Origin of the sequence: Janthinobacterium sp. Ant5-2-1 (genome assembly GCF_001445815.1) — a bacterium.
Classification (GTDB): domain Bacteria; phylum Pseudomonadota; class Gammaproteobacteria; order Burkholderiales; family Burkholderiaceae_D; genus Janthinobacterium; species Janthinobacterium lividum_E.
This window is the reverse complement of record NZ_LNCE01000051.1, coordinates 82,225-100,787: the sequence shown is the minus strand read 5'-3', so window position 1 is coordinate 100,787 and position 18,563 is coordinate 82,225. Positions and strand designations below refer to the sequence as shown.

17 protein-coding genes and 1 other RNA gene are annotated in these 18,563 nt (G+C 63.9%); 6 read left to right on the top strand and 12 right to left on the bottom strand.

The genetic code is table 11. The features are described from left to right. The first annotated feature begins 224 nt into the window (after positions 1 to 224). Positions 225 to 2,039: a putative bifunctional diguanylate cyclase/phosphodiesterase gene (locus tag ASN89_RS17480; protein ID WP_082654618.1), complete on the top strand. Its 1,815-nt coding sequence runs from the start codon at positions 225 to 227 to the stop codon at positions 2,037 to 2,039. Here the strand turns inward: ASN89_RS17480 and ASN89_RS17475 are convergent. From ASN89_RS17475 to ASN89_RS17445, 7 genes are all read right to left on the bottom strand, one after another. Then, entirely contained in the window at positions 2,030 to 4,477 is a 2,448-nt protein-coding gene (locus ASN89_RS17475) for a TonB-dependent siderophore receptor (RefSeq protein ID WP_058050164.1), read from the bottom strand. The two genes, ASN89_RS17480 and ASN89_RS17475, sit on opposite strands and share 10 nt — an antisense overlap. 91 nt (positions 4,478 to 4,568) lie before the next feature. Continuing rightward, positions 4,569 to 5,522, bottom strand: a complete 954-nt coding sequence (locus ASN89_RS17470; RefSeq protein WP_058050163.1) for a FecR domain-containing protein — start codon at positions 5,520 to 5,522, stop codon at positions 4,569 to 4,571. Beyond that, on the bottom strand, positions 5,519 to 6,046 hold the full coding sequence (locus tag ASN89_RS17465; protein ID WP_058050162.1) for a sigma-70 family RNA polymerase sigma factor: 528 nt from the start codon (positions 6,044 to 6,046) through the stop codon (positions 5,519 to 5,521). The genes ASN89_RS17470 and ASN89_RS17465 overlap by 4 nt, the downstream gene beginning before the upstream one ends. Positions 6,047 to 6,051: 5 nt before the next feature. Then, complete coding sequence (locus ASN89_RS17460; protein ID WP_082654617.1) at positions 6,052 to 6,417, bottom strand: DUF3325 domain-containing protein; 366 nt, start codon at positions 6,415 to 6,417, stop codon at positions 6,052 to 6,054. Continuing rightward, positions 6,417 to 8,039 (bottom strand): PepSY-associated TM helix domain-containing protein, encoded by a 1,623-nt coding sequence (locus ASN89_RS17455; RefSeq protein ID WP_058050161.1) that lies wholly within the window; start codon positions 8,037 to 8,039, stop codon positions 6,417 to 6,419. The genes ASN89_RS17460 and ASN89_RS17455 overlap by 1 nt, the downstream gene beginning before the upstream one ends. Further along, positions 8,036 to 8,371, bottom strand: a complete 336-nt coding sequence (locus tag ASN89_RS17450) for a DUF3649 domain-containing protein (RefSeq protein WP_152988595.1) — start codon at positions 8,369 to 8,371, stop codon at positions 8,036 to 8,038. The genes ASN89_RS17455 and ASN89_RS17450 overlap by 4 nt, the downstream gene beginning before the upstream one ends. Before the next feature lie 2 nt (positions 8,372 to 8,373). Continuing rightward, on the bottom strand, positions 8,374 to 9,120 hold the full coding sequence (locus ASN89_RS17445) for a DUF4198 domain-containing protein (RefSeq protein ID WP_058050159.1): 747 nt from the start codon (positions 9,118 to 9,120) through the stop codon (positions 8,374 to 8,376). A 392-nt stretch (positions 9,121 to 9,512) separates the two neighbouring features. On the opposite strand from ASN89_RS17445, the gene ASN89_RS17435 reads away from it, so the two are divergent. After that, on the top strand, positions 9,513 to 11,144 hold the full coding sequence (locus tag ASN89_RS17435) for an alpha-D-glucose phosphate-specific phosphoglucomutase (RefSeq protein ID WP_058050157.1): 1,632 nt from the start codon (positions 9,513 to 9,515) through the stop codon (positions 11,142 to 11,144). 113 nt (positions 11,145 to 11,257) lie between these two features. Here ASN89_RS17435 and ASN89_RS17430 read toward each other — a convergent pair whose 3' ends face one another. The 5 genes from ASN89_RS17430 to groES all read right to left on the bottom strand — a co-directional run bounded on the left by ASN89_RS17430 (position 11,258) and on the right by groES (position 16,260). Further along, the gene (locus ASN89_RS17430; protein ID WP_058050156.1) at positions 11,258 to 12,832 is read right to left on the bottom strand and encodes an oligopeptide:H+ symporter; all 1,575 of its coding nucleotides are present in this window, start codon (positions 12,830 to 12,832) and stop codon (positions 11,258 to 11,260) included. 81 nt (positions 12,833 to 12,913) lie between these two features. After that, a complete protein-coding gene (locus ASN89_RS17425) occupies positions 12,914 to 13,471 on the bottom strand; it encodes a GNAT family N-acetyltransferase (RefSeq protein WP_058050155.1) in 558 nt (185 codons plus the stop codon). A gap of 87 nt (positions 13,472 to 13,558) precedes the next feature. Further along, on the bottom strand, positions 13,559 to 14,035 hold the full coding sequence (locus tag ASN89_RS17420) for a hypothetical protein (protein ID WP_052755945.1): 477 nt from the start codon (positions 14,033 to 14,035) through the stop codon (positions 13,559 to 13,561). A gap of 234 nt (positions 14,036 to 14,269) precedes the next feature. After that, positions 14,270 to 15,919, bottom strand: coding sequence for a chaperonin GroEL (gene groL, locus ASN89_RS17415; RefSeq protein WP_010400981.1), 1,650 nt, complete (start codon positions 15,917 to 15,919; stop codon positions 14,270 to 14,272). A 50-nt stretch (positions 15,920 to 15,969) separates the two neighbouring features. Continuing rightward, positions 15,970 to 16,260, bottom strand: a complete 291-nt coding sequence (gene groES / locus ASN89_RS17410) for a co-chaperone GroES (RefSeq protein WP_010400979.1) — start codon at positions 16,258 to 16,260, stop codon at positions 15,970 to 15,972. A gap of 534 nt (positions 16,261 to 16,794) precedes the next feature. On the opposite strand from groES, the gene ASN89_RS17405 reads away from it, so the two are divergent. The 4 genes from ASN89_RS17405 to ssrS all read left to right on the top strand — a co-directional run bounded on the left by ASN89_RS17405 (position 16,795) and on the right by ssrS (position 18,504). Next, positions 16,795 to 17,541: a hypothetical protein gene (locus ASN89_RS17405; protein ID WP_058050154.1), complete on the top strand. Its 747-nt coding sequence runs from the start codon at positions 16,795 to 16,797 to the stop codon at positions 17,539 to 17,541. A 156-nt stretch (positions 17,542 to 17,697) separates the two neighbouring features. Then, positions 17,698 to 17,961 (top strand): hypothetical protein, encoded by a 264-nt coding sequence (locus ASN89_RS17400; RefSeq protein WP_034747342.1) that lies wholly within the window; start codon positions 17,698 to 17,700, stop codon positions 17,959 to 17,961. Then, a complete protein-coding gene (locus ASN89_RS17395; protein ID WP_034747344.1) occupies positions 17,961 to 18,272 on the top strand; it encodes a cell division protein ZapA in 312 nt (103 codons plus the stop codon). Before ASN89_RS17400 ends, ASN89_RS17395 begins: the two co-directional genes overlap by 1 nt. A 54-nt stretch (positions 18,273 to 18,326) precedes the next feature. Further along, positions 18,327 to 18,504, top strand: a non-coding RNA gene (ssrS, locus tag ASN89_RS28225) — 6S RNA. Positions 18,505 to 18,563 lie beyond the last annotated feature (59 nt).

Below are 18,563 nucleotides of genomic sequence, written 5' to 3'. Positions count from 1 at the left end.
CCCGCGTGGCCGCATCGGCGGGCGCCACCCCGGGCAGGACGCTGTCGCTGGCTTGAAGCACACGTTCCGCGCGCCGCTTGATGCCAGTCAAGCGGCGCCCGATCAGGCAAATATCGCGCCGAAATTCTTATATTATTTCCTTTCAGCATGTATCTGCGCCCGGCCGCATGGCGCACGTTGCAAAGGAAAACCATGTTCCGTACTTTCCGCCTGCCGGGTGACGCATGACGGCGCTGCTGCTGGCGCTGTGCCTGGCCCTGGCCATGGTGCTCGCCGTGCTGCTGGCCTGCCAGTGGCGGGCGGCGCGCATGTGGCGCATGCGCCATGCGGCGGGCGTGGTGCTGCAGGCGGCGCAGGCGCAACGCATGGCAGATGCGCTGGCGCTGCTGCATGCGCTGCCGGCGGCCGTCATCGGCACCGACCACGATGGCGTGGTGCGGTACCTGAATCCCCGCGCCAGCGCCATGGGCGGCTTGCAGGGCGACGATAGCCCCGGCCAGGCCGTGACGCAGCTGCTGCCGCTGTTCCATGACGGCACGCCCATCGACGCGGCGCGCCAGGTGCGCGACTGCGTGGCGCGGCAGGAAGTGCTGGAAGTGGCGCGCGGCGCCGTGCTGCTGCGCCATCTCGACGGCAAGCGCATCGACGTGCAGTACAGCTGCGCGCCGCTGGCGCAGGGTGGCGCGGTGCTGCTGCTGCACGACGTGTCGGCGCGCCGGCGCGCCGAGCAGCAGCTGGAATTCATCGCCCACCACGACGGCTTGACGGGCTTGCCGAACCGTTTGCATTTCCAGATCCGCTTCGAGCACGGCATCGCCTACGCGCGCCGCCACCAGGGGCTGCTGGCCGTGCTGTTCGTCGACATCGACCGCTTCAAATCCATCAACGACAGCCTGGGGCACGACGTGGGCGACCAGGTGCTGACGGAGTTCGCGCGCCGGGTGCAGCAGTGCGTGCGCAAGGTCGATACGGTGGCGCGCCAGGGCGGCGACGAATTCATCATCCTGCTGACGGAACTGCGCACGGCGCACGATGCCGAGCGGGTGGCCGAGAAAATCGTCCGCGCCATCGCCGCCCCCTTCGTCATCGGCGAATACAGCCTGACGGTGGCGGCCAGCGTGGGCGTGGCCCTGTACCCGGACGACGACGATGACGTCAATGCGCTGATCGAAAAGGCCGACCTGGCCATGTACGCGGCCAAGCGCCACGCGCCCGGTACTTGCCAGCGCTATGCGCCGCGCATGCAGACGCAGTCGTATTCGCGCACCATCCTCGAGACGGCCCTGCGCCACGCGCTCGAACGCAATGAATTCGTGCTGTACTACCAGCCGCGCATGGACTTGAAGACGCGCAGGATCACGGGCGTGAAGGCGCTGCTGCGCTGGAAGCACCCGGAACTGGGCCTGATGATGCCGCTCGACTTTTTGCCGGTGCTGGAGGAAAGCGCCTTGATCCTGCCGGTGGGCGCCTGGGTGCTGGCCACGGCGGTGGAGCAGGCGCGCAACTGGATTGCGCAAGGGCAGATGCTGACCGTGTCCGTCAGCCTGTCCGCGCGCCAGTTCTACCAGCGCGATATCGCACGCAATTTCGCCGCCGCGCTGGAGGCGGCCGGCGTGCCTGGCCATTGCATCGAACTGGAAATCGCCGCCGGCATCCTGATCGACAGCAGCCAGAATTGCGAGCTGATACTGCGCCAGTTCCGCCAGCTGGGCATGGCGATCGCCATCAGCGATTTCGGCACGGGCGACGCTTCGCTCACTTACCTGAAACGCTTTCCCACGGATGCCGTCAAGATCGAAAAGTGCTTCGTCGACGACCTGGACAAGCCGGGCGGCGACAGCGCCATGGTGCGCGCCATCGTGGCGATGGCGCGCACGCTCGGACTGCGCACCATCGCCGGCGGCGTGGAAAGCGGCGAGCAGCTGGAACTGCTGGCCGAGATGGGCTGCGACGAAGCATTTGGCTATTTTCTTGGCCGCGCCGTGGCGCCCGAGGACATCGAGGCGCTGCTCAAAAGTAGCGAAGCCATTCAGAACTGATAGCGCAGCGACAGCATGGCGTTGCGCGGATCGCCGTAGTAGCCGCCCATGCCCGTCGAGTAGTACTTCTTGTCGAAGACGTTATTGATGTTCAGTGTCGCCACCAGTTGCTTGCTGACCTGGTACTGCGCCATCAGTCCCGCCACCGCATACGCCTTCTGCGTGAAGCGTTCGCCATTCGGCCCGCGGTCGTCCATGTAGATATCGCTCTGCCAGTTCACGCCGCCGCCCAGCACCAGGCCAGGCACGCCTTGCGCCAGACGCCAGGTGGTCCACAGCTTGAGCATGTTTTGCGGCTGGTTGGTCTGGATGCGTGCGCCGGCCGCATTGCGGATGCGGCTATGCGCATAGCTGGCCGTCAGTTGCCAGTCGGGGCGCAACTGGCCCGATACTTCCGCCTCGAAGCCGCGCGTGGTGGCGCCCTTGACCGTGTGATAGGCGTAGGAACCGCCGCCCGTGCCGATGATCCAGACATTGCCCGGATCGGCTTCGGCCAGGTTTTCCTGCTTCAGCTGGAAGAGGGCGGCGCTGGTAGTGAGCTTGCCGCCGAAGAATTCACCCTTGGCGCCCACTTCGTAGTTCTTGCCCTCGAGCGGCGCCAGGAAGCGGCTGTTGACGTCGCGCTGGCTTTGCGGCGTGAAGATGCTGGTGTAGCTGGCATAGGCCGACCAGTTTCGGCCCAGGTCGTAGACGAGGCCCGCATACGGCGTGATCTTGCCGTTTTCGCGCATCGCGTCGTACAGGTCCGTGTCGGCATCGTAATCGCTGCGGATGTCGCGCTTCCAGTACGACAGGCGCGCGCCCAAAATCACCGACAGCGCATCCGTCGGGCGCAGGCGCAGCGTCGAATACAGGCCGCTTTCGCGTTCCTTGTCGTACGAGCTGCCTAGCCGCATGCCGCTGTAGTCGGGTACCGGCATATCGCCATTCCAGGCGTGGATATTCGGCACCGCATGGTCATAGCCGGCCAGGCGCCAGCCCGGATAGATGGGGCTATTCGTCTCGAGTTCCGAGGCGCTCACGCCCAGCACCAGTTCGTGCTGGCGGCCGAAGGCCCGGAACGGTCCGCTGACGTACGCGTCGAGCGAGGTCTGTTGTGGCTTGCTGTGCCAGTTGGCCAGCCACAGCCGCATGCCGCCGCCCGTCACGCGGTCCGGATAGCCATTGCCGGAAAAACCCTGCAAGGCGTCGTACTGGTTGCTGCTGCGGCTGACGGCCAGCTTGGCGATCCAGTCGTTGTCGAAATAATGGTCGAGCGTGGCGAACAGCATGCTCTGCTCGCGGTCATACGTGCTCCACGCGGCCGTGCCGTTCATCGAGCGGGGGAGGCGCGTCTGCGAGCCGTCGCTGTAGAAGATGGGGAATTCGCGGCCCGCGCCCTTGAGCTTTTCCTGCTGGTAGTTGATGCCGGCGCTGAGCACCGTCGACGGTGTCAGGTCCACTTCGACGATGGCGTACAGCACGTCCTTTTTCTGCCGGTAGCGGTCGATGAACGAGCGCTGGTCTTCATGCGCGGCGACGAGGCGCGCGCGTACCTTGCCGTCCGCCGTCAACGGTGTCGAGACATCGCCTTCGATGCGGTAGCGGTCCCATGATCCCAGCTGCGCGCCGGCCGTGGCGGCAAAGCTGCGGCCCGGGCGCTTGCGCACCAGGTTGACGGCGGCCGACGGGCTGCCCGTGCCGCTGATCAGGCCAGTGGCGCCGCGGATGATTTCGACGCGATCGTAGATGGCCATGTCGTAGGTGCGCGCTTCCAGGTTCTTGCTGGTCGGGATGCCGTCGAACATGTACGACGTCACTTCGAAGCCGCGTGAAAATACCTGGTCGTATTCGCGCGTGCTCGACGAATGGTCGACCGTGATGCCGGGCGCCTGCACCAGTAAGTCCTGCAAGGTGCGCAAGCCCTGGTCGTCGATCTGCTGGCGTGTGATGACGCTGACGGCCTGCGGCGTTTCGCGCAGCGACAGGTTCAGGCGCGTGGCGCTGGTCAGGCCCGCGTAACCGCGCTTGCCTTCCGTGGTGCCGTCGCGCAGGGCGCTGGAACTGACGGCCACTTCGTCCAGGGTGGCGGCAATCGGCGCGCCGGTCGATGCGGCACCCGCCTTGCGCAGCACGTAGCTGCGTTCCCCGCTTGGCAGCGCCTCGAGGCCCGTGCCGGCCAACAGGCGGGCCAGTGCCTGCGGCACCGTATAGCTGCCGCTCAGGCCCGGCGTGCGCACGCCTTGCAGCAGTTCGGCCGCCGCGCCCACGCTCACTTTTGCTTCGATGGCAAAGCTGGCGATGGCGGCGGACAGCTCGCCGGCCGGCACGTGGAAGGTCGTTTGCGTGGCGGCTGGCGCGGCGGCATCGGCCGCCATGGCCGGCGCCTGCGCCAGCGACAGCAGGATCACGGCGCTGCCGATGGCGCGTGCGAGGGGAGTCAAACGGGGTGGTTGCATGGTGTGGCCTTTCCGGTGAGTGTCGTTGTAAGGTATCGTTGTAATACCCTCAGGACAGGTCACGGCGAAAAAAAGGGCTAATTTTTAACAATTATTTTTTGCGGGCCGCGATAGTGACCCAGTACGGGGTCCGGTACAGCACGTCGACGGGCAGCATGCGCGCCAGGCTGTCCAGCACGGCGTCCGTGTCGTCGAGCTGGAAGGCGCCCGACAGGCGCAAGCCCGCCACTTGCGGTTCCACGCGCAGCAGGCCGGGACGGTAGCGTGACAATTCGGCAGCGAAGGTATCGAGGCGCATGTCCTGCGCCGCCAGCATGCCGTGCGCCCATGCATCGGCTTGCAGCGGCGCCGGCGTGGGCAGGCCGGCGTGGCTGGCGTCGAAGCGGCTTTGCTGTCCCGCCACGAGCGTGCGCACGGTGGCCGACGGCGCGCGCGGCGTGATTTCCACCGCGTGTTCCAGCACCGTCACGCGGCTGCCGTCGTCGTCGACGCGCACGGTGAAGCGCGTGCCCAGCGCGCGGATGCGGCCATGGCAGGTGGCGACGATGAAAGGGCGGCTGCCCGCATGGTCGGGGCGCGTCTGCACCAGCACTTCACCGCGGCGCAGGGTCAGCCGGCGTTCGCCGGCGACATACGCCACGTCGACGGCGCTGTCCGTGTTGAGCACGAGGGCGCCGCCATCGGGCAGCGATACTTCGCGCCGTTCGCCCACGCCGCTGCGGTAATCGGCCAGCATGTCGTGGCGCACCAGCAGCCAGGCGGCGGGCGCCGCCATCAGCGCCAGCAGCACTTGCACGGCCACGCGGCGCTGCGGCCGGCGCAGCACGGGCACGGCCAACTCCGGCGGTAGCAGGCCGGCCGTCTGGCTCACCTGCTGCACCCTGTTCCAGGCGCGCGCGTGTTCCGGGTCGCGCGCACGCCACCGGGCGCTGGCGGCCAGGTCATCCGGCGTGGCCTGGCCCGACTGCTCCAATAAATACCATTCGACGGCCTGGCGCGCCACCTTGCGCGACAATGGTGGATATGGCGTAGCGGCCGCGCTCATGCCGGCAGGTCCTGCGCCAGCAGCACGCATTCGGTCAGCGCCTCGGCCATGTAGCGTTTCGCGGAGCGCTCGCCGATGCCCAGCTGCGCGGCGATGTCGGCATAGGCATGGCCTTCGATCTGCGCCATGATGAAGACGGCGCGCACCTTCGGTTTCAGGCCGTCGAGCATGGCGTCGACGGCTTGCAGCGCCTGCAGGATTTCCGCGCGCTGTTCGGTCGATGGCGCATGCTGTTCGGGCATAGCGGCGAGCGTGGCCAGCCATGCGCGTTCCAGCGACTGGCGGCGCAAGTGGTTGATCAGCAGATGTTTGGCGACGGTCGCCAGGTAAGCCTTGGGCGCGCGCAGGGCCGGCGTTTGCGGCTGCATGGGCGCGCCGGCCAGCAGGCGGGCAAAGGTATCGTGCATCAGGTCGGCCGCCTCGGCAGCATTGCCCAGGCGCCGCTGCAGCCAGTGCGCCAGCCAGCCGTGGTGTGCGCGGTAATGGCTTTCCAGCTGCGTGGGCAGCAGGGGTTGCATGGACATGATCGTTACAGCACTGCCAGCGCGACGGCGGCCAGCAAGGCCGCCACGCCGATCATGCGCGCCAGCCGCATGGCCTGGTGCGGCGCATACGGCAGCAGCCAGATCAGCAGCAAGCCGCAGCCCGTCAGGCTGCCGACCCAGTAGACGAGGCCATAGCCGCCGCCCGCGATGTGCATGGCCCAGGCCAGGGCCGCCGCCAGCGCCAGCCAGCCAGCCCACTGCAGGCGGCGGCGCAGCGGCGCGGGCGGTTCGGCGCCGCGTCCGTGCAAATCGGCGTAATGGCGGTCCATCGCCAGGCACAGCGAGGACAGGCCCGCATAGCACAAGGCAAAGACAAGAAAATTCGCGAGGAAGTTCGACAGCAGTTCCATCACGCGGCCTCCATCGTTTGCGCCGGTGTTACCGGCGCCGCCTTGGCCGCTTTCACGGGCAGCGGTTTCAACTTGAACGCCGCATACGCGAGGCCCAGGCCCAGCACCAGCACCACCAGGTCGAAGGCGGCCACCGCCACGGGGCCACGGCCCAGGAACAGCGTGACGCCCAGGTGCGAATCGGTGGTAAAGACGTTCAGCACGGGCAGCGACGCGAGCAGGAAGGCGCCGGCGGCCAGCTGCATGCGCCACATGGCGCGCGACGGGCGCAGCTGGGCGATGATGGCAGCCAGGGCCCAGGCGCCGAAGAAGCAGGCGATTTCCTCTTGCGGCCGGTCTTCCATCGCCACGGGCAGCAGGCGGTTGGCCCAGAAGTAGGCGCCGAAGGCGATCGGGATGCCGGCGATGGCGCCGATGTTGAGCGCCTCGACCAGGCGCAGGCCGAAGCTGGCGCGCTTGCCGGCGGCCAGTGCCTTGGCCTGCTTCTGGCGCGTCTTGACGGCCCACAGCAGGGCGCCCGTGGCGACCATGGCGCAGCCGGCCAGGCCGGACAGGAAGAACAGCGCGCGCAGCAGCGGGCCGCCGAAATGCGCGACGTGCAGTCCCACCATCACGCCTTGCGTGGCGGCCGCGCCGGGCTGCGCGTCGCCATCGCTTGACAGCAGCTTGCCGGACACGCCATCGAACTCCATCGACGGCTGCTTCGACGACATGTCGCGTCCACCGGCGCGCGTGAGCGAAATGGTGGCGTTGGCGTCGCCCGGATGGCTGACGGAGATGCGTTCGACCTTGCCGCCGCCCCAGTGCTGTTCCGCCTGGCGCACGAGGGGCGCGATCGACGTCAGCGGCGCGGCCACGCCCGCCGGCTTGCTGTCGCCCGAGCGACCGGGAAACGCTTCGGCGAAGAAGGCGTCCTGGTCGCCCTTGTAGGCGGCCGTGGCGCCCGAGGGCATGTACAGGAACATCAGGGTGACGAGGCCCGTGTAGGTGATCATGATGTGGTAGGGCAGGGCCAGCACGGCCGTCACGTTGTGCGCGTCGAGCCATGAGCGCTGGCCCTTTTTCGGCCGGAAGGTAAACAGGTCCTTGAAGATGCGCTTGTGCGTGACGATGCCGCTGATGATGGAGACGAACATGAACATGGCGCAGAAACCCACGATCCAGCGGGCCCAGATGGCCGGCATGTAGTGCAGGTCGAAGTGCAGGCGGTAGAGGAATTCGCCGCCGCGCGTCTCGCGCGGCTTGGACAGTACTTCGCCCGTGGCCGGATCGGCTTTTTCGCTATGAAAATTGCCGCGCCGTCCGCGTTTCTTTTCACCGGGCTTCGATGGCTTGCTCCAGCCCAGCTGCGTGGCGGCGCTGCGCTCGCCGGGCAGGCTGATGAACCAGCGCGTGGCGCCTTCGGCCCGCTCTTCCATCGCCTTCTGCGCGACCTTGGCTGCTTCCTCGGTGCTTACCTGACTGGCGGCGGCGCCGTGCAGTTCGGGCTGCATCCACAAGGTGATTTCATTGCGGTAGTAGCTGGCCGTGCCGGCGCAAAACACCAGCAGCAAGATCCAGCAGACGAGCAGGCCGGACCAGGTGTGCAGCCATGCCATCGACTGGCGGAAACCTTCTTTCATGCGAGACTCCAGGATAGTGCGTCCATCCACTGCAGGATGGCGGCGATGACGGCGGCCGGCATCAGAAGGCCCAGCCAGGCGCGCAGGGCGCTGCGCGTGGCAAAGACCCACAGCACGGCGCAGGTGTAGATGGCAAACGACAGCAGGGTGGCCGTCATGACGGCTTCGGAGCGGGCCATGGGCAGGCTTACCGACAGCAGCATGGTGACCAGCGCGGCCAGCACATAGCCGCCGACGATGGCCGCCACGCTGCGCGATGCGACGCCGAGCCGGTACACGGCGCCGGCGGACAGCCGCAGGCGCGGCATTTTAGTGAAGGCTGACGCTTGCATGGTCAGTCGTGATCCTTGCTGGGGGGAATGGCCGGACCGGCAGGCAGCGGCGTCACGCCTTGCGGCTGCACCAGGCTCAGGGTGGTCACGAACATGGCCTTGTCATAGGCTTGCGCGCCGCGCTGGCCGGCTGTCTTGTCCGTGTGCTGTACTTCCAGCACATAGGTGCCCTTCCATGGCAGCGCGAAGCTGACCAGGCCTTGCGCGTCGCTCCACGCTTCCTTGCCCCAGCCTGACTGCACCACGGCGTTGACCTTGGCTTGCGCCAGCGGCTTGCCCTGGTAGCTGACCTGGAACTGGCCTGCCGTGCCGGTCGGCACCAGGTCTAGGGTTAGCGCGGGCGTCTGCGCCTTGCCGTCGGCGATCAGGCGCGCTGCCGGGACCCACACGGTGCGCGTGGCCTTGCCATCCTTTTTCTCTTCCCACGACGGGTAGTTGTCTTCCTCGACGATGATGCTTTCGCCGGCGCCCACCTTGCCATTGAGGAGGAACGCGCCGGCCGTCTTGCTCGCCTGCAGCGGCTGCGCGCCCTTGGCCGATACCCACGTCACGTTCTTGATGCTGAACTTGTCGAGCAGGCCCGGCGACGCCTCGCGCAGGTTGTCGCCGAATTCGCCGAAGTACACGCTGGCCGCCTTGCCATCCTGCTGCAGCCAGATCTGGTGCGCGCTGGCGCTGCCGGAAACGAGGGCCGCGCCCAGCAGGGCGGTGGCGAGGGCGCCGAGGCGCGCGATGGAAGTGATGTGCATGGTGTATCCCTTAGTTTTTGATGAGAAACATGGTTATCGCAGCGGTGCAAAGTACCGGGAAGTCGCGGCGGCAGCGCCGGCCAGCGAACGTGCTCGTGCCATGAAACTTTCTTCTTTCGTTATTGATATGGGAAGGCTTGCTTGGCGGGGATGCCTGGCTGGCGCAGCGTGTCATCCAGCTGCGCACCAGCCGGTGGCTGCGTGCAGACTCTGGCCAGAGCCTAAATGTGAATGAGAACTATTCTTATTATAGTGTGGGGTTGCGAGACATGCAAGAGTGCGGTGCAGCAATGCCGCAGCCAGCGTAAGCGGTTTACCGCACCGTGGCAGGCCTACAACGCTTTGCCGCTGGCCCCGCATGCGTTAACATGGGAAGTTAATATGGAGGCAAGATGGCTATTCAAATCATCAATACGGCGCCGATATCCGGCCAGCGGCCAGGCACGTCGGGCCTGCGCAAGAAAGTGGGCGTGTTCAGCCAGCCGCAATACCTGGAAAACTTTGTGCAGAGCGTTTTTGACACGCTCGGCGACTGCCGCGGCCAGACCCTGGTGCTGGGCGGCGACGGGCGTTACTACAACCGCGCGGCCATCCAGACGGTGCTGCGCATGGCCGCAGCGCACGGCTACGCGCGCGTGCTGCTGGGGCAGGGCGGCATCCTGTCGACGCCGGCCGTCAGCTGCGTCATCCGCAAGCATGGCGCCAGCGGCGGCATCATCCTGTCGGCCAGCCATAACCCGGGCGGCCCCGATGGCGATTTCGGCATCAAGTACAACATCGCCAATGGCGGCCCGGCGCCCGAAAAGGTCACCGAGGCCATGTTTGCGCGTACGCAAACCATTGCCGAATATCGCATCAGCGACGCTGCCGATATCGACCTCGACACCCTGGGCACCGTACGCATCGAGCAGATGACGGTCGAAGTGATCGATTCCGTCGCGGACTACGCGGAACTGATGCAGCAGCTGTTCGATTTTGACGCCATCCGCGCCCTGTTCGCGGGCGGCCTGCGCATCTGCTTTGACGGCATGCACGCCGTCTCCGGCCCGTACGCGACAGCCATCCTGGAAGGCATGCTGGGCGCGCCGAAAGGCAGCGTCATCAACGGCGTGCCCCTGGAAGACTTCGGCGGCGGCCATCCGGACCCGAACCCCGTCAACGCGCAGGAATTGATTACGCGCATGGCCAGCGACGATGCGCCGGACTTTGGCGCAGCCTCCGATGGCGATGGCGACCGCAACATGATCGTCGGCCGGCGCTTCGACGTCACGCCCTCGGACAGCCTGGCGATTTTGGCCGCCAACGCCAGCGTGGCGCCCGGCTACCGCGCCGGCTTGTCCGGCATCGCCCGCTCCATGCCGACGTCGGGCGCGGCCGACCGGGTCGCTAGCGCGCTGGGCATCCCCTGCTACGAGACGCCGACGGGCTGGAAATTCTTCGGCACCCTGCTCGACGCCGGCATGGCCACCCTGTGCGGCGAGGAAAGCTACGGCACGGGCTCGAACCACGTGCGCGAAAAAGATGGCCTGTGGGCCGTGCTGTTCTGGCTCAACCTGCTGGCAGAGAAAAAGCAACCAGTGGAAGACATCGTGCGCGCGCATTGGGCCACGTATGGCCGCAACTACTATTCGCGCCACGACTACGAAGACATCGATAGCGCTTGCGCGGCGCAGTTGATGGAGGCTGTGCGCGGCCAGCTGGCCGCCTTGCCGGATCAGGTAGTCAATGGCTGCACGGTGGCGCTGGCCGACGACTTCAGCTACACGGACCCCGTCGACGGCTCCGTGGCAACGCAGCAGGGCATCCGCATCATCATGACGGACGGCGCGCGCATCGTGCTGCGCCTGTCCGGCACGGGCACCGAAGGCGCCACCCTGCGTTTGTACCTGGAGCGCTACGAAGCCGATCCGGCCCGGCATGATATTCCCACCCAGGAAGCGCTGGCAGGGCTGATCGCGGTAGCCGAGCAGCTGGCGCAGATACGCGAGCGCACGGGGCGCGATGGGCCGACGGTGACGACGTAAAAAAGAAGGACGCGTAGGTCGGATTAGCGTGGCATCGCCACGCGTAATCCGACGACATTGTCAGCAGCGTTGTCGGATTACGCCCTTCGGGCTAATCCGACCTACTTGCATGATTACGCCTTGCCCGGCACCACCGCCTGGCGGTAGTTATCCACCATCTTGTAGCGCTTCGCATACAGGCCGAAGGCCAGCATGGCCACGGCGGCAAAGGCGGCGAAGAAGAACATCTGGAAGGCCGTCACGCTGATGCCGCTTTCGGCGATCTTGCCGATCACGCCTTCGTTCATGACGCTGCGGTTGACGATCAGCACCCACAGGTTGCCCACCGTGGTCGACAGGTTCCAGAAGCTCATGATGGCGCCTTTCATCGAGACGGGCGCCTGGCTGTAGGCAAACTCCAGTCCCGTCGCCGAGACCAGCACTTCGCCGAACGTCAGCAGGGCGTACGGCAGGATCTGCCACATGATGGAGACGGCGCTGCCACTGTCGAGGGCCAGTTGCAAGAGGCCAATGACGATCCACGCCAGCGAGGAAAAGCCGATGCCGGCCGTCATGCGGCGCAGGGCCGTCGCTTCCAGGCCGAAGCGGTTCAGCATCGGGTACAGCACCAGGTTGTTGAACGGGATCAGGAGCATCACCAGCATCGGGTTCAGCGCCTGCATCTGCGCCGGCAGGAACCAGCTTGGTTTTTCCATGGTGTTCGCCTGCACGATCCACGTCGAGGCCTTCTGGTCGAACAGTGAGAAGAACGGCGTGACGAGGGCGAAGATGACGAGGATGCGCAGCACGGCGCGCACGCCTTCGACGGCTTCGTCAGGGTGGATGCCGCGTGCGCGTTCCAGCTGCATGGCCGTGCCGATGCTGCCGAAGGCCAGCAGCAATACCAGCGCGGTACACGCGGAAATCACGAAGCCCCATTCCGGGATGCTGTAGAAAGCATACAGGGCGCCGACCACGCCGACGTAGGCCACGTACAGGCCGGGACGCGAACCGCCATCGACACGCGCCAGCAGGGCCGTGCGGGCCACGCGGGTAAATGAATCGGGGTTCGGCGGTGCTGGCGGCACGTGCACGTATTTCTTGGCGCCCATCCAGAAGACAAGGGTGGCGGCCAGCATCATCAGGCCGGGGATGCCGAAGGCGATCGATGGACCAAAGTCGCGCAGGAACATCGGCATCAGCAGCGAGGCGAAGAAGGAGCCGAAGTTGATGATCCAGTAGAACAGGTCGAAGACCAGCTTGGCCTTGTGCTTGTTGGTCTGGTCGAACTGGTCGCCGACAAACGAGGCCACGAGCGGCTTGATGCCGCCGGAACCGAAGGCGATCAGGAACAGGCCGAAATAGAAGCCGTTGACGCTGTTTTCAAACAGGGCCAGGCAGGCATGGCCGGCGCAATACACGAGGCTGAGCCAGAAGATGGTGTTGTACTTGCCGAAGAAGCGGTCGGCCAGCCAGCCGCCCAGCAGCGGGAAGAAATACACGCCGATGACGAAGGTGTGGAACACGTGCTTGGCTTCGCCCGTGCGCTGGTCGATCGGGATCATCAGCAGCAAGGTGCTGATGAGGAATGGCGTCAGGATGTTGCGCATGCCGTAAAAGCTGAAGCGTTCGCAGCCTTCGTTGGCGATGATGTACGATATTTGCCGCGGCATTTTGCCCGTGGCGGTTTGTGTCTCGGCCGATGACATTGGCTCTCCCCAAGTTTTTTTTGTAAGCCGCGATGCTAAGGCCTGCCGCGTTTGCTTGCAACAGAAAAAACGGCCTGTCCGCTATTTCGCAGGGATTTGTAAGGTATTGATTTTCATAAAGACATTACTTTCGGCACTTGCACGGGCAGGGCGGGGCAGTAATAGTTGCATTTGCAGCATGCCATCCGATGCGGGACTGTCCTCGAGGGTAAAACCGCAAGCCAGGTACAGGGTCAATGCCGCGTGGTTGTCCTGCACCACGGCCAGGCGCACGCGGGCCAGTTCGGGCACGCTGCAGGCGTGCGCGATGGCCGCCTGCACCAGTTGCCGTCCCGCGCCGCGCCCGCGCGCCTGCGACGCCACGTACACGCTCCACAGACTGGCCTTGTCATGCACGACGGCAATCGGTTCGCGGCGCAGGCCGGCAATGCCGATCAATTGTTCCTTGTCGAAAGCGCCAAATATTATTTGGTACGATGTGGCGCGCAAGCGCTCGGCTATCTGTGCCAGCGGCAAGCCGCTTTCCGCCGCATGCGTGGTGCAGAAGGCGGCAGGCAGTTCGGTAATGCCGGCCAGGCGCAGCGCGCGGTAGGCGCTGGCGTCGTCTGGCGTGAGGGGGCGGACAGTGATGGCGGGCATGTGGGCGAGTATCGGTCTTCGATGCCAGAAAGTAAAGCTTGCGCTGCAACGCAGGCGTCCCGCCGCAAGGCTCGCCGGCGTAGGGAGTTACTGCGTGGCGATGCGCTGCATGGGCGCGTTGTCCTTGCGCCATTGTTCCAGGCTGATCAGGTCGCCGCTGACGACGTCGTCGACGAGGATGCGCTTGCCATCTTGGGAGACGACGAAACTCTCCCAGCGGTGCGCCGCGTCCGGCGTGTTTTCCACAAAGTTCAAGTCATAGTAAGGCTGGCCGTCGATGAGGCGTGCTTCTGGCGACGTTTCCATCACGGCGCCATGGGCGCGGCCGCCGGAGGTTTTTTCGATATGCGCCGACCAGGCCTTGATTTCAGGCAATGCCATCAAGGCGTCGACGGCGCGCGCGTTCTGCTCTTGCGCCGCCGTGTTGCCGCTCGCGGCCGGGGCATTGTCACCGTGCGGCGCGGACTGCTGGTGCACGTAAAAAGCGCCGAGCCCGGCGGCCAGCAAGCCAGCCAGGATGCCGGCGATGATGGTGGTTTTGGAAGAAGAGGCGCGTGGCGGCATGATGGTGGGCGTGAGAAAGAGGGACGATGGCGGCCATGCTAAAGCAAAACGCACAGGCCGGCAATCGCCGGGCTTGCCAACGGGTTTGCCAAATCCATGGACGAAAAAAAGCCACCTTCCGTAGAAGGTGGCTTTCGGGGCCGCCGGGGAGGCGCTGACAGCTTTTGGTCTGCCAGCCCTGTCGCGGCGTATGCGGCCAGTCGCGCCGTCGCCTGCGCGACTGGCCACCGGACATTACATCATGCCGTCCATGCCGCCCATGCCGCCCATACCACCCATGCCGCCGCCCATGCCGCCGCCTGCTTTGTCGTCAGCGATTTCGCAGACCATGCAGTCGGTTGTCAGCATCAGCGAAGCGATCGAAGCGGCGTTTTGCAGCGCCGAACGGGTCACTTTGGCTGGGTCCAGGACGCCCATTTCAACCATGTCGCCATACGTGCCGTTGGCAGCGTTGTAGCCGTAGTTGCCCGTGCCAGCCAGTACGGCTGCCACGACGACCGAAGCTTCTTCGCCAGCGTTTTGCACGATCATGCGCAGTGGCTCTTCCATTGCGCGCAGGACGATCTTGATACCAGCGTCTTGATCAGGATTGTCGCCCTTGACCGTGATGTTGGCGCGTGCGCGCAGCAGGGCTACGCCGCCGCCTGGCACGATGCCTTCTTCCACGGCAGCGCGGGTTGCGTGCAGTGCATCTTCAACGCGGGCTTTTTTCTCTTTCATTTCGACTTCGGTGGCTGCGCCAACCTTGATCACGGCAACGCCGCCAGCCAGTTTGGCGACGCGCTCTTGCAGTTTTTCACGGTCGTAGTCCGAGGTCGCTTCTTCGATCTGTACACGCACTTGTTTCACGCGTGCTTCGATCGAGGCAGCTTCGCCGGCGCCATCGATGACGATGGTGTTTTCCTTGCCCACTTCGATGCGTTTGGCTTGGCCCAGTTCGGCCAGGGTCACTTTTTCCAGGGTCAGGCCGACTTCTTCAGCGATCACTTGGCCGCCGGTCAGGACAGCGATGTCTTCCAGCATGGCTTTGCGGCGGTCGCCGAAGCCAGGTGCTTTCACTGCGCAAGTTTTCAGGATGCCGCGGATGTTGTTCACAACCAGGGTGGCCAGCGCTTCGCCTTCGATGTCTTCCGCGATGATCAGCAGTGGACGGCCAGCTTTTGCGACTTGTTCCAGTACCGGCAGCAGGTCGCGGATGTTCGAGATTTTCTTGTCGCACAGCAGGACGAATGGGCTGTCCAGTACGGCAACTTGTTTCTCTGGGTTGTTGATGAAGTATGGCGACAGGTAGCCGCGGTCGAACTGCATGCCTTCAACGATGTCCAGCTCGTCGTTCAGCGACTTGCCGTCTTCCACGGTGATGACGCCTTCTTTACCGACTTTTTCCATCGCTTCAGCGATACGCTCGCCGATCGAGTAGTCCGAGTTCGCCGAGATCGCGCCAACTTGGGCGATTTCTTTGGTCGTGGTGCAAGGACGGGCGATTTTCGCCAGTTCTTCGACGGTGGCAGCAACTGCCTTGTCGATACCGCGCTTCAGGTCCATCGGGTTCATGCCGGCGGCAACGAACTTCATGCCTTCGCGCACGATGGCTTGTGCCAGCACGGTTGCGGTGGTGGTGCCGTCGCCGGCGTTGTCGCTGGTGCGGGAAGCAACTTCCTTGACCATTTGCGCGCCCATGTTCATGAGCTTGTCTTTGAGTTCAACTTCTTTCGCTACCGACACACCATCCTTGGTGACGGTAGGGGCGCCGAACGAGCGCTCCAGCACGACGTTGCGGCCTTTCGGGCCCAAGGTGACTTTGACTGCGTTGGCGAGGATATTGACGCCTTCGACCATCTTGGCGCGCGCTGCGTCGCCGAATACTACTTCTTTAGCTGCCATGTTCAATTCTCCTGAGTTTCGGGATGTATCTGTCTACAACGTGGAAACAATTACTTGACGACGATCGCCATGATGTCTTCTTCGCGCATGACCAGCAGCTCATCGCCGTCAACTTTGACGGTTTGGCCAGCGTACTTGCCGAACAGGACGCGGTCGCCCACTTTGACATCCAGAGGACGCACTTTGCCGTCGTCGAGAATCTTGCCATTGCCTACGGCAAGGACTTCGCCTTGATCCGGTTTTTCAGCAGCTGCATCAGGAATGATGAGGCCGGACGCAGTTTTGGTTTCCTGGTCGAGGCGTTTGACGATGACGCGATCGTTCAATGGGCGCAGATTCATACAAAACTCCTTAAAGTTCAATGGATAGGTGTTGCTAAATGAATACATGCCTGGCACAGCGCCAGGCGTGCTTTCAGTGACCGCCGTTGAAAGCAGCCCGCAACGGTCAAGCAAACCCCATGTCATCGAGTGCGTGCCAGCTAGGCAGTGGTGGCATCGCGGCGTCGCCCGCCGCGTAGCGTTCCCTGCTGTTGCCCGGCAGACACCATCATGTCCTGAGGATTGCTACGAAAGAGTTTGTTAGCACTCTCTACTAACGAGTGCTAATTATAGGGACGGTAGGGGGCTTATTCAAGGGCTTATTCTCCGGGAAGATAAGCTTAGACGTTCAGCGCAGCCTGCATTTACGCAGGGTTTGCGCAAACGCAAGCCTCGTTCCCGGGCGTCAGCAACAGGCGCGACTCTAGCATGCCCGCCAGGCGAAGGGCGTTCCTGTACGCACAGGAAACAGAGTTTTACTATGGACTTTGATAAGATGATTGTAATTGCATATCAATATCGCCACATATCCTCATCTGCACGAGAAAGCACACCATGCCATCGATCACTTCCCATCCCGCCCCGCGCCTGCTGGGCGCCACCCTCATCGGTCTCGCCTGCCTAGGCAATGCCGCCGCGCAAACGCCCACCATCGTCGACGAGATCTCTGTGGCGGCCCTGACGCCGCAGCAAAAGGAAACGCTGCTGGGTGACCTGTTCAACGATCTGAACAAGGATGACGACGACCAGGAAGCGCACGTGTGGGACAACGGCGGCGACAGCGGCGTGCTGGTGAAAGTGACATATAACTTCAGCAACTCCGGCATGACGGAGCACAGCCTGAAGGCGCATGTGTGCCGCGACTTGAAATTCGTCGTCACGGCGGCTGGCAAAACGCAGGACTTGAGCCGCCGCACCTGTTCGCAGAGTAGCGGCCGCTGGGATGTGCAGGGCAAGGACCCGGCGCCTGTCGTGTATCCGCCTTTCCTGTCCGACGTGACGGTCGCCAAGCTGAACGCGAAAGAGCAAGCATCGCTGCTGAAGGCGGCCGTGCGCACCGTGAAAGATGAAGAGGATGGCAAGACGCGCCAGTGGAGCAACAAGGGACTGGGCAATGTCGTACCGCTGGCAGTGCGCCTGACGCCCTCGGGCACGGACGCCAAACCTGGCAGCTACAGCCGTACTTGCCGCGATTTGACAATGGTGCTTGATGGCAAGGGTGGACAACAGACGCTGACGCGCCGCTCTTGCGAAAACCGCTATGGCGGACTCGATATCGAACCCGATTACGTCGACGAGTAAAACGCTGCCATCGCGGCGCCGGAAGATGCGCGCACTTGGCGAAAAGCGCCGGAAAAAGTGTGTATTGTCCGCCAACTGCCCTGCATTGATGTAAATATGTGTGACAGCGGCGTGATTCGATTGACGCCCATGGAGCGTCCGCCCTATAGTGGCGGGATGATTTCCGAATTCAACGAATTATCCGACAAAATAGGCCTGCTGGCCGAAATGACCCATGCGCTGCGTCGTGAAAACGCGCAACTGCGCAAGGACAATGCCGCGCTGGCCGCCGAGAACGCCCTGTATGTGCAGCGCATGCGCGAAGCGCAGGAGCGGGTCGAGGCCTTGCTGGAAAAGATTCCCGAACTGGTGCAAGCCGGCCTGGAGCAAGCCGCTTCGGAAGCGGGCGCCTATATTGCCGAGAACGAGAAGGAAGCGTAATGCCGCGTGTCGATGTCAATATCATGGGCCAGTCCTACAGCATGGTGTGCCGCGACGGCGAAGAGCGCGCGCTGCGCGAAGCGGCGATCTATCTCGATAGCAAAATGAAAGCCATCCGCGACGCGGGCAAGGTCAAGGGTAACGACCGCATCGCCGTGCTGGCCGCCTTGGGCGTGGCCGCGGAGTTCCTTTCCGTGAAGTCGCCGCAAGGTCCGCTGTCGGAATTGACGATCCTGGAAGTGAAGCAGAAAATCTCGGCCATGCATACTGTCCTGGATAGCGCTCTGACGCCCCAGGAAAACCTTTTTTAAGCGCGTACGCGACGATTTGTCTTTGCGATGCGCGAGCAAAGGAGTAAACTTGGGTCTACCCTGCGGTGTTCGCGATTGCCATATATTCCTTGAACCATTTATGCGCATCGGTTGCGAATTTTGTTTGATGGGAGTGAGCGTCGCTCGTTCGACGAACCCGAAATTGAACTAACGTGACCACCTTGAACCGTTTGGTTCGGGATGCCGGCATAGCGGCACAGGCGGGGCCTAATTCGCAGTACTTGGTAGTACAACTGAAAACGGTTGCAGCATTGATGCGCAACCGTTTTT

Excerpts from the sequence above, each read along its gene's own strand:
- ASN89_RS17445 (WP_058050159.1), bottom strand. The coding sequence starts at position 9,120 with ATGCACATCACTTCCATCGCGCGCCTCGGCGCCCTCGCCACCGCCCTG.
- ASN89_RS17435 (WP_058050157.1), top strand. The coding sequence starts at position 9,513 with ATGGCTATTCAAATCATCAATACGGCGCCGATATCCGGCCAGCGGCCA.
- ASN89_RS17430 (WP_058050156.1), bottom strand. The coding sequence starts at position 12,832 with ATGTCATCGGCCGAGACACAAACCGCCACGGGCAAAATGCCGCGGCAA.
- ASN89_RS17400 (WP_034747342.1), top strand. The coding sequence starts at position 17,698 with ATGATTTCCGAATTCAACGAATTATCCGACAAAATAGGCCTGCTGGCC.
- ASN89_RS17450 (WP_152988595.1), bottom strand. The coding sequence starts at position 8,371 with ATGCAAGCGTCAGCCTTCACTAAAATGCCGCGCCTGCGGCTGTCCGCC.
- groES (WP_010400979.1), bottom strand. The coding sequence starts at position 16,260 with ATGAATCTGCGCCCATTGAACGATCGCGTCATCGTCAAACGCCTCGAC.
- ASN89_RS17420 (WP_052755945.1), bottom strand. The coding sequence starts at position 14,035 with ATGCCGCCACGCGCCTCTTCTTCCAAAACCACCATCATCGCCGGCATC.
- ASN89_RS17405 (WP_058050154.1), top strand. The coding sequence starts at position 16,795 with ATGCCATCGATCACTTCCCATCCCGCCCCGCGCCTGCTGGGCGCCACC.
- ASN89_RS17480 (WP_082654618.1), top strand. The coding sequence starts at position 225 with ATGACGGCGCTGCTGCTGGCGCTGTGCCTGGCCCTGGCCATGGTGCTC.
- ASN89_RS17460 (WP_082654617.1), bottom strand. The coding sequence starts at position 6,417 with ATGGAACTGCTGTCGAACTTCCTCGCGAATTTTCTTGTCTTTGCCTTG.
- ASN89_RS17395 (WP_034747344.1), top strand. The coding sequence starts at position 17,961 with ATGCCGCGTGTCGATGTCAATATCATGGGCCAGTCCTACAGCATGGTG.
- ASN89_RS17425 (WP_058050155.1), bottom strand. The coding sequence starts at position 13,471 with ATGCCCGCCATCACTGTCCGCCCCCTCACGCCAGACGACGCCAGCGCC.
- ASN89_RS17465 (WP_058050162.1), bottom strand. The coding sequence starts at position 6,046 with ATGTCCATGCAACCCCTGCTGCCCACGCAGCTGGAAAGCCATTACCGC.
- ASN89_RS17470 (WP_058050163.1), bottom strand. The coding sequence starts at position 5,522 with ATGAGCGCGGCCGCTACGCCATATCCACCATTGTCGCGCAAGGTGGCG.
- ASN89_RS17475 (WP_058050164.1), bottom strand. The coding sequence starts at position 4,477 with ATGCAACCACCCCGTTTGACTCCCCTCGCACGCGCCATCGGCAGCGCC.
- groL (WP_010400981.1), bottom strand. The coding sequence starts at position 15,919 with ATGGCAGCTAAAGAAGTAGTATTCGGCGACGCAGCGCGCGCCAAGATG.
- ASN89_RS17455 (WP_058050161.1), bottom strand. The coding sequence starts at position 8,039 with ATGAAAGAAGGTTTCCGCCAGTCGATGGCATGGCTGCACACCTGGTCC.